Source organism: Streptomyces montanisoli, assembly GCF_017813245.1.
Taxonomy (GTDB): Bacteria; Actinomycetota; Actinomycetes; order Streptomycetales; family Streptomycetaceae; genus Streptomyces; species Streptomyces montanisoli.
Window position 1 is genome coordinate 22,591 of record NZ_JAGIQL010000077.1, and the last position, 8,543, is coordinate 31,133.

The window sequence follows — 8,543 nt, forward strand, 5'->3', positions numbered from 1 at the left end:
GCTAGAACCCGCCCCTCGGAGTGCGGGGCCCTTTCGCGGTGCTGCCTCAGCCGGCTGCCTCGCCGGCCTGCGGACGGTGTCAGCGCAGGCGTGCCATGAGGGCGTGTTCGACGAGGGTGATGAGTCCGCTCTTGGCGTCGGCGCGGTGGCGGGCGTCGGTGGTGATGATGGGGGTGTCGGGGCCGATCTGGAGTGCTTCGCGTACTTCTTCTGGTGTGTAGGGCTGGTGTCCGTCGAAGCCGTTGAGGGCGATGACGAAGGGGAGTCCTGAGTTTTCGAAGTAGTCGACTGCGGGGAAGCAGTCGGCGAGGCGGCGGGTGTCGACGAGGACGATGGCGCCGATGGCGCCGCGTACGAGGTCGTCCCACATGAACCAGAAGCGGTCCTGTCCTGGTGTGCCGAAGAGGTAGAGGATGAGGTCCTGGTCGAGGGTGATGCGTCCGAAGTCCATGGCCACGGTGGTGGTGGTCTTGTCTCCGGTGTGGGTGAGGTCGTCGATGCCGGCGGAGGCGCTGGTCATGACGGCTTCGGTACGCAGCGGGTTGATCTCCGAGACGGCGCCGACGAACGTGGTCTTGCCCACGCCGAATCCGCCCGCCACCACGATCTTCGCGCTCGTGGTTGAGCGGGCGGTAGCTGCGCCGCTAGAGCTTTCGAAGTCCACTGAGCACCCTTTCGAGCAGTGTCACATCTGGTTGACCGCCGGCGGACTCGTCACCGCCGGGCTGATGGATGGCGACGAGTCCGGCCTCGGCCAGGTCGGCGACGAGGATCCGGGTGACGCCGAGGGGGATCGAGAGCAGCGCCGAGATCTCGGCGACCGACTTGACCTCGAGGCAGAGCCGGCAGATCCGCTGGTGCTCGGGCAGTTGCCCGTGCAGCGCGGACAGCTCGGCCGTCGTGGAGACCAGCGCCTCCATGGCGAGCTGGTACCGGGGCCTGGTGCGGCCGCCCGTCATGGCGTACGGGCGCACCAGGGGGTTGTGCGGGCCCACGGGCTCCCTGGTGGGCTCGGGGGCGCGCCGGGGAGCGACCGGCTCGATGCGGTGCCGCGGCCGATCGAAGGGGCCCTGCGGCGGCATGGGCGCCCGGTGGGCGCCCTCGGGGCGCTCCTCGGAGGGCATACCGCGGTAGCCGCCCTGGGCGCCGGGGCGGGTGATCCGCCCGTCGGGGTATCCGTTCTGCGCCACGGGGTGTCCCGGGTACGAGGGGTAGCCGTCCTGACCGCCCTCGTACCCGCCGCCCCGGCGCCCGCCGGCCTGGTACGCGGCGCGGGGGTCATCGCCCGGGTAGCCGGCCGGCCCGCCCGGGTAGCCTCCACCCGACAGGTCACCGCTCGCACGCATGTCCGGGTACGACCCGCCGTCGGGGCGGCCACCCGTCGCCGCGGCGCCGGGTCCGGTGCGGCGCGGGCCTGGGTCACCGGGGAACCGCCGGGCCCCGTCATGGGGGTACCCGTCTGGGTGTGTCGCCACTTCTCCTCCTCCGACTGCCGGCTGCCGGTACCGCATCCCTGCGGCACCGCGCCACCGCACCTTAATGGTGCGGCGGCGGGAAGCGCACTGTCTCTCAGTTGAGGAGACTTCCCTGGAGTTCGGCGCGGAGGTCCGGTGTGAGTACTGTGCCCGCGCGGTCGACGAGCAGCGCCATCTCGTACCCGACGAGGCCGATGTCGGCCTCCGGGTGCGCGAGCACGGCGAGCGACGAGCCGTCGGAGATGGACATGATGAAGAGGAAACCCCTCTCCATCTCGACCACCGTCTGGTTGACGGCGCCGCCCTCGAAGATCCTGGACGCCCCCGCCGTCAGCGAGGTCAGCCCGGACGCCACGGCGGCGAGCTGATCGGCACGGTCCCGCGGGAAGCCCTCGGACATGGCCAGCAGCAGTCCGTCGGCGGAGACCACCACGGTGTGGGACACCCCGGGGGTGTTGTCCACGAAATTGGTGATCAACCAGTTGAGATTCTGCGCCGCCTGGCTCATCGGGCTCACACTAACGCTCCTGGTTGTAGATACTGCCCGGGCCGTGGCCCGGTCTGTTCGTGTCCGCTCCCGCGTCGCGGCCCCGCTGCACCCCGCTGCGCAGGTTGCTCAGCCTGCCGCGTACGTCCTCAGGAGCCCGGGAGACCTGCGGGCCCTCCTTCGGGGCCTGCTCCGCGGTGCCCGCGACCAGGTTGGCCCTCGGCACCCGCTTCGGCAGCCCCGACGGGGTGACCCCGCCGGCCTTCGGCTCGCGCAGCTCGCCCGCCCTGCGGAAGCGCTCGTCGTTCGTCGACGAGCTCTGCTCCTCGGGGCCTTCGGCCGCGCTGGTTCCATTGTGCCCATCGGACGCCACCTGCGGGGGCACTCCCGCAGGTCCCGCGGTGCCGGCGGTGCCGGGGTCCGCGGTCCGCGCCTCCTGGGGCGGCCTCGCTCCACCGCGGCGCGGCAGTCCCGCGTCCGTCAGCGTGTGGCTCGCGCTCGGCGAGGGGCCGGGGCCCGAGCGCTCGGGGCCGGGCCGGCGCTCGTCGTCGGCGTCCGCGTCGGGCTCCGCCTCCTGGGCGGGCGCGGGCTCCTGGGGCGTCCCGTACGCCGTGCCGTCGGTCCACGGGTCCGTGTGCGCGGGTTCGGGGGAGCCGTCCCAGCCGCTCTGCCGGTAGCCGCCGGCGCCGGCGCCCGTCAGGTAGTCCCCGTACGCGGCGCCCTGCTGGGGGGCGTAGCCCTGCGGCCCGCCGGGGTAGGGCCGTCCGTCGCCGTACGGGTCCTGCGGCTGCTCGCCGTGGACACCCGGGCCGTAGGGCTGACCGTCGTAGCCCTGACCGTCGAAGGCCGCCTGCCCGTAACCCTCCTGGCCGTACGCCTGCTGCCCGTATCCCTGCTGCTCGTACCCCTGCTGCTCGTAGCCGTGCTCCCCGTACCCCTGCTGCCCGTACTCCTGCTGTCCGTAGCCCTGCTCGTAGGCGCCGGGCCGCGGCTCCTCGTACGGGGGCGGGCCCTCCGCGTGCTCCGGCAGCGCCAGGGGCGGCTCGGCGCCGGGCGCGAGCTCCGGCGCGGAGCGGTCGGGGCCCGCCTCCACGGCCGCGCGCCGCTCCTCCCGCATGAGCGTGCGGTTGACGGGGTCGAGCGTCCTGGCCTCCGGCGCGGCCGCCGGCTGCTCGTACCGCGAGTCGTCGAAGCCGAGCTGCGCGGCGGTCAGCATCGGGCCGCTGCCGTGGGCGGTCACCTGGGCGGGCGACACCGGCGCCCGCGGGATCATGCCGGAGACGGTGAAACCTTCCTCCGGCGCCTCGGCGCCGCCGCCGTGGGTGATCGCGTCGGGCAGCATCACCAGCGAGGTGGTGCCCGCCTGCTCGCCCGAGGGGCGCAGCTGGACGCGTATGCCGTGCCGGTCGGCCAGGCGGCCGACCACGAAGAGGCCCATGCGCTGGGAGACCTCGACGTCCACCACCGGCGGGTTGGCCAGCTTGTGGTTGATGTCCGCGAAGTCCTCGGCGGTCAGGCCAATGCCCTTGTCGTGGATCTCGATCATCATGCGGCGGTCGGGCAGCCGCGTGGCGGTGACCCGCACCTTCGTCTGCGGGGACGAGAACGACGTCGCGTTCTCCAGCAGCTCCGCGAGCAGGTGCACCAGGTCGGTCACGGCCTTGCCGTGTATCTCGGCCTCCGGCAGGCCCGCCATCTCGATCCGCTCGTAGGACTGCACCTCGGAGGCCGCGGCCCTGAGCACGTCGACCAGCGGCACCGGCTGGTTCCACCGGCGGCCCGACTCCTCGCCCGCGAGGACCAGCAGGTTCTCGCCGTTGCGCCGCATCCGGGTCGCCAGGTGGTCGAGGCGGAAGAGGCTCTCCAGCTGCTCCGGGTCGTCCTGGTGCGCCTCCAGCTCGGTGATGAGGGTCAGCTGCCCCTCGATCAGCGACTGGTTACGTCGCGAAAGGTTTGTGAAGATCGCGTTGACGTTGCCGCGCAGCATCGCCTGCTCGGCGGCGAGGCGCACCGCCTCCCGGTGCACCTGGTCGAAGGCGCGGGCGACCTCGCCGATCTCGTCGCGCGAGTCGATCGGGATCGCGGCGACCCGCGTCGCCATCCGCTCGGGGTGGGCGTTCGGATCCGTCCGGGAGAGCTGGTCGACCACGCGCGGCAGCCGCTTCTCGGCGACGTCGAAGGCGGCCGTGCGCAGCGACCGCATCGCGCGGCTCATCTGCCGCGCCATCAGCCCGGCAAGGAAGAACGCGAGCAGCAGGGCGACCAGTACGCCCGCGCCGTTCAGGATGGCGTCCCTGCGCGCGCTCGACGCGATGTCGCCCGCGTCGTTCACGGCCTTGTCGACGAGGCCCTTCTCGATCGTGGTGTAGCCGTCGAACTTGGCGGTGGAGGCGGCCATCCAGGTCGCCGGGGTGATGCCCGCCGCCTTGAGGTCGTCGGGGCTCTTGCCCGAGCCGATCGCCGCGACCATGCCGTCGAGCACGGAGGAGCCGGCGCTCGACGGGGGAGTGACGTCGGTGGACGCGGCGCCCTCGGGCGCTCCCTTCGCCGCCACCTTCTTCATCACGGCCGTCAGCCGCTTCGTGTCGGCGGCGGTGCCGCCCGACTCGTACTCCTGGACGGAGATGCCCTCCAGGTACGCGTAGGAGTTGAGGGCCACCAGCTGCCCTGCCCTGATGTCCGCCTTGTGGCTCGGCCTGACCAGCAGTTCCATGCCGATCGAGCGCTGCAGCGACTCCGCGGCCTTCGCCAGCTGGATCGCGTACAGGGTGCGGCCGTAGCTCGTGATGTTGCCCGTGCCGAGGCCCAGCTCGTTGGAGAACTCCATCAGCGAGTGCTGGACCTGGACGTAGCCCTCCTGCGTGGCCACGGGCCCGCCGTGCCCGTCGCTCTTGTCGGGCGTCTCGATGCCTTCGGTGTACGCCACCTTCCGCAGCTGCGCGAGCTTCGGCTCCACGGCGCGGAAGAGGGAAAGCCGCCGTTGCAGGCGCGGCTCGTGGGGCATGCCGCGCACCACGGAGTCGAAGCGCTCCTTCGCCGCGTCGGTCGCCGCACGCGTGCGCGCCACGACCGGGTCGTCGCGATGGCCCGTGAGCAGCGGCCGCGCGGTCAGGTCGCGCTCGTTCAGCAACGCCTGGCTGTAGTCGGAGGCGGCCCGTACGACCAGGGCGGCGCGCTCGGCGTCCTGCGCCTCGTGCCAGGTGTCCACGGACGCCTTGACCTGGAAGCCGCCCATGACGAGGCCGACCAGGACCGGCAGCAGGAGGATCGCGTTGAGCCGCGTCGGCACCCGCCAGTTGCGCGGGGCGAGCCTGCTGGTGGATCCGGTGGACGACGGCCCGGCCGCGGCGGCCGGCGGCACGGTCGCACGTGGGGGTGCGGCGGGGCCGCCCCGCGCCTCCTCAGCGGAGCCCGTCTTGCTTCGCCTCACTCGACCAACAACCTCTCGGCGACGGCACCTGCGCTGTGCCGTTTCTCGTTTCGGGCCGTACCGCAACCACTCGGGAGCCGTCGAATTCCAGCATGTGTCACGGCTGTGTTCCAAACACCGGGAACAGGCCATTCCGAGTGATCCAAGCCGCAGATAAAGCGGGCGTAAGGGGTGAGTTCCGCCAAAATGGCGGGAGGTTGGTGAGCGCAGGGAAACCGGCCGACCGCAACGCGTGTCGGCAGGTGGTGAATTCTCTGTCGAAACGTTATGAACGTGGTGGTGGGCCGTGTCCGAAGACACGGCCCACCGTTACTGACACGTACAGCAACCGCCGTAGGCGTGGCTACTTGAGCCGTGCCATGAGGGCGTGTTCGACGAGGGTGATGAGTCCGCTCTTGGCGTCGGCGCGGTGGCGGGCGTCGGTGGTGATGATGGGGGTGTCGGGGCCGATCTGGAGTGCTTCGCGTACTTCTTCTGGTGTGTAGGGCTGGTGTCCGTCGAAGCCGTTGAGGGCGATGACGAAGGGGAGTCCTGAGTTTTCGAAGTAGTCGACTGCGGGGAAGCAGTCAGCGAGGCGGCGGGTGTCGACCAGGACGATGGCGCCGATGGCGCCGCGTACGAGGTCGTCCCACATGAACCAGAAGCGGTCCTGTCCTGGTGTGCCGAAGAGGTAGAGGATGAGGTCCTGGTCGAGGGTGATGCGTCCGAAGTCCATGGCCACGGTGGTGGTGGTCTTGTCTCCGGTGTGGGTGAGGTCGTCGATGCCGGCGGAGGCGCTGGTCATGACGGCTTCGGTACGCAGCGGGTTGATCTCCGAGACGGCGCCGACGAACGTGGTCTTGCCCACGCCGAATCCGCCCGCCACCACGATCTTCGCGCTGGTGGTCGATCTGCCTCCGGCCGAGCCGCTAGAGCTTTCGAAGTCCACTGAGCACCCTTTCCAGCAGTGTCACGTCGGGCGCGCCCCCCGCTTCGCCGTTGCCCGGCTGGTGGATGGCGACCATGCCGGCCTCCGCCAGGTCCGCGACGAGGATCCTGGCCACGCCGAGCGGCATGGTGAGCAGCGCGGAGACCTCGGCCACCGACTTGACCTCACGGCACAGGTGGCATATCCGCTGGTGCTCGGGCAGCAGCGTGGCGAGGTGGGCGGGGTCCGCCGTCGTGGAGACCAGCGCCTCGATGGCGAGTTGGTACCGGGGCCTGGTTCTGCCGCCGGTCATCGCATAAGGGCGTACCAGGGGCTGGTCGCCCTCCGGGCCGTAACTGGCGTCGACGGACGCGCCGTACGGATCGTGAGAGGCGGTGGGCGGGGTCATGAATCCTCCGGGCGTGACAGCAGGATGTCTGCGTGCCGTCTTCGTGGCCGGTGGGGGGACGGCTCGGCGGCCTGACGGTGGGTGAGCTGGGACGGTGCCTTGGAGAGTCTCAGTGGAGGAGGCTCCCCTGAAGTTCGGCGCGGAGGTCCGGTGTCAGGACCGTGCCCGCTCGGTCGACGAGGAGCGCCATCTCGTAGCCCACCAGGCCGATGTCGCACTCGGGGTGGGCGAGCACGGCGAGGGAGGAGCCGTCGGAGACGGACATCAGGAAGAGGAAGCCGCGCTCCATCTCCACCACGGTCTGGTTGACCAGGCCGCCTTCGAAGATCCGGGAGGCACCCGCGGTCAGCGAGGTGAGACCCGATGCCACGGCGGCGAGCTGGTCGGCCCGGTCCCGTGGGAAGCCTTCCGACATGGCCAGCAGCAGCCCGTCGGCGGAGACCACGACCGTGTGCGACACCCCTGGGGTGTTGTCCACGAAGTTCGTGATCAACCAGTTCAGGTTCTGCGCAGCCTGACTCATCGGACTCACTGACGCTCCTGCTGGTGAGAGGGGCCGAAATCGAACCCGCCGCCGTTGGTACCGCCGGAGCCCGCGCTGCGGCCCTGCTGGATACCCCGGCGGAGGTTGGTCAGCCGGCCCCGTACGTCCGCGGGTGCGCGAGACACCTGCGGCCCTGTCTGCGTGCCCTGCTCCTGTGCTGTGCCCGGCACCAGGTTGGCGCGCGGGACACGGCGGGGCAGGCCCGAGGTGGTGATGCCGCCGGCCGCGGGCTTCCTGACCCGCTCGGCCTGCCGCACCAGTTCGTCGTTGGGCGAGGCACGCCAGGCGGAGGTGGGCGAGGGGCCCACGGGCGCCGCGTTGTGACCGCCCGCGGAGGCGCCCTGTGCCGGGTCGCCGCCGAACATGGACGCCGACGGCTCCGCGTCGCGGCGCAGGCCGCTGCCCGGGTCCCTGCGGGGCATCGCGGGACGCGGACGGTCCTGCTGCCGCGGCTCGTCGCCCTGGCCGTGGCCCCGCTCACCGCCCTGCGCTGCCGGGCCCTGGGCGTTGCGCGCCTGGTCCTGACCGCCCTGTTCCTGGCGGCCGCCGTCCTGGCGGCCCTGGTCCTGGCCGCCCTGCGCGGGATCGCCGGGCGCGGCGCCCTGCTGCTGCCCGCCGCCGTGGAACCAGTTGGTCTCCAGCGTGTCGTACAGCGGCGTGCGGCCGTCGCCGGGACCGGCGGCGGGCGGCAGCGCGTCGGGCTGCTGGGGCATGCGGTCCTGCTGCTGCGGCTGCGACGGCACGCCGCCCTGGCGGCCGCGCTGCTGCGGGAAGTCCTGCTGCTGCCCGTACCCCTGCTGTGCGGCGTCGTAGCCCTGCGGCGCGGGTGCCTGGCGGCCGTACGCGGGGTCGCCGCCGTACGAGGGATCGCTGCCGTACGGCGGCGCGTAGCCCTGTTCCTGGCCGCGGCCCGTGTCGTACGCCGGGGTGCTTCCGGTGTCGTAGCGCTGCTCGCGGCCGTCGTCCCAGGCCTGCGGGCGGCCCGTGCCGTACGCGGGGTTCTGCCCGGAGTCGCGGACGGCGTCGGGTCCCGTGCCGTAGCCGGGGGCGCCGCCCTGCTCGTACTGCTGCCCGCGGTCGGTGTAGCCGCCCTGCGCGTCGTAGCCCTGCCGTGCGGCGTCGAAGCCGGGGCGGGCGAACTGGCCGGTGGACTGCGGGTCCTGGGCGCCGGCCCCCGCCGTGAAGTCCGGACGGGCGAACTCGGCCGTCGAGCCGGGTCCTTGCCGGTCGTCGGGGCGCGGGTTCCCCCGGCCGGGGGGCGGGCCCTGACGCTCGTGGGGGGGGGGGGGGG

Annotated in this window: 7 protein-coding genes and 1 pseudogene; all 8 read right to left on the reverse strand. The window is 72.2% G+C overall.

The annotated features are described in order from the left end of the window. Positions 1-79 precede the first annotated feature (79 nt). Complete coding sequence (locus JFN87_RS19030; RefSeq protein ID WP_209341552.1) at positions 80-664, reverse strand: GTP-binding protein; 585 nt, start codon at positions 662-664, stop codon at positions 80-82. Continuing rightward, positions 645-1,346 (reverse strand): DUF742 domain-containing protein, encoded by a 702-nt coding sequence (locus tag JFN87_RS19035; protein WP_209341561.1) that lies wholly within the window; start codon positions 1,344-1,346, stop codon positions 645-647. The genes JFN87_RS19030 and JFN87_RS19035 overlap by 20 nt, the downstream gene beginning before the upstream one ends. A 223-nt stretch (positions 1,347-1,569) precedes the next feature. Continuing rightward, the gene (locus JFN87_RS19040) at positions 1,570-1,983 is read right to left on the reverse strand and encodes a roadblock/LC7 domain-containing protein (protein WP_026057603.1); all 414 of its coding nucleotides are present in this window, start codon (positions 1,981-1,983) and stop codon (positions 1,570-1,572) included. Positions 1,984-1,993: 10 nt separating this feature from the next. Then, positions 1,994-5,392 carry a nitrate- and nitrite sensing domain-containing protein gene (locus tag JFN87_RS19045; RefSeq protein ID WP_307865511.1) on the reverse strand — a complete coding sequence of 1,133 codons (3,399 nt, stop codon included), beginning with the start codon at positions 5,390-5,392 and terminating at the stop codon, positions 1,994-1,996. A gap of 343 nt (positions 5,393-5,735) precedes the next feature. After that, entirely contained in the window at positions 5,736-6,320 is a 585-nt protein-coding gene (locus JFN87_RS19050) for a GTP-binding protein (RefSeq protein ID WP_209341557.1), read from the reverse strand. Next, positions 6,301-6,708, reverse strand: coding sequence for a DUF742 domain-containing protein (locus tag JFN87_RS19055; protein WP_030910606.1), 408 nt, complete (start codon positions 6,706-6,708; stop codon positions 6,301-6,303). Before JFN87_RS19055 ends, JFN87_RS19050 begins: the two co-directional genes overlap by 20 nt. 109 nt (positions 6,709-6,817) lie before the next feature. Beyond that, the gene (locus tag JFN87_RS19060; protein ID WP_030910608.1) at positions 6,818-7,231 is read right to left on the reverse strand and encodes a roadblock/LC7 domain-containing protein; all 414 of its coding nucleotides are present in this window, start codon (positions 7,229-7,231) and stop codon (positions 6,818-6,820) included. Positions 7,232-7,236: 5 nt separating this feature from the next. After that, a pseudogene (locus JFN87_RS33720) lies at positions 7,237-8,543 on the reverse strand (histidine kinase); the annotation flags it as partial.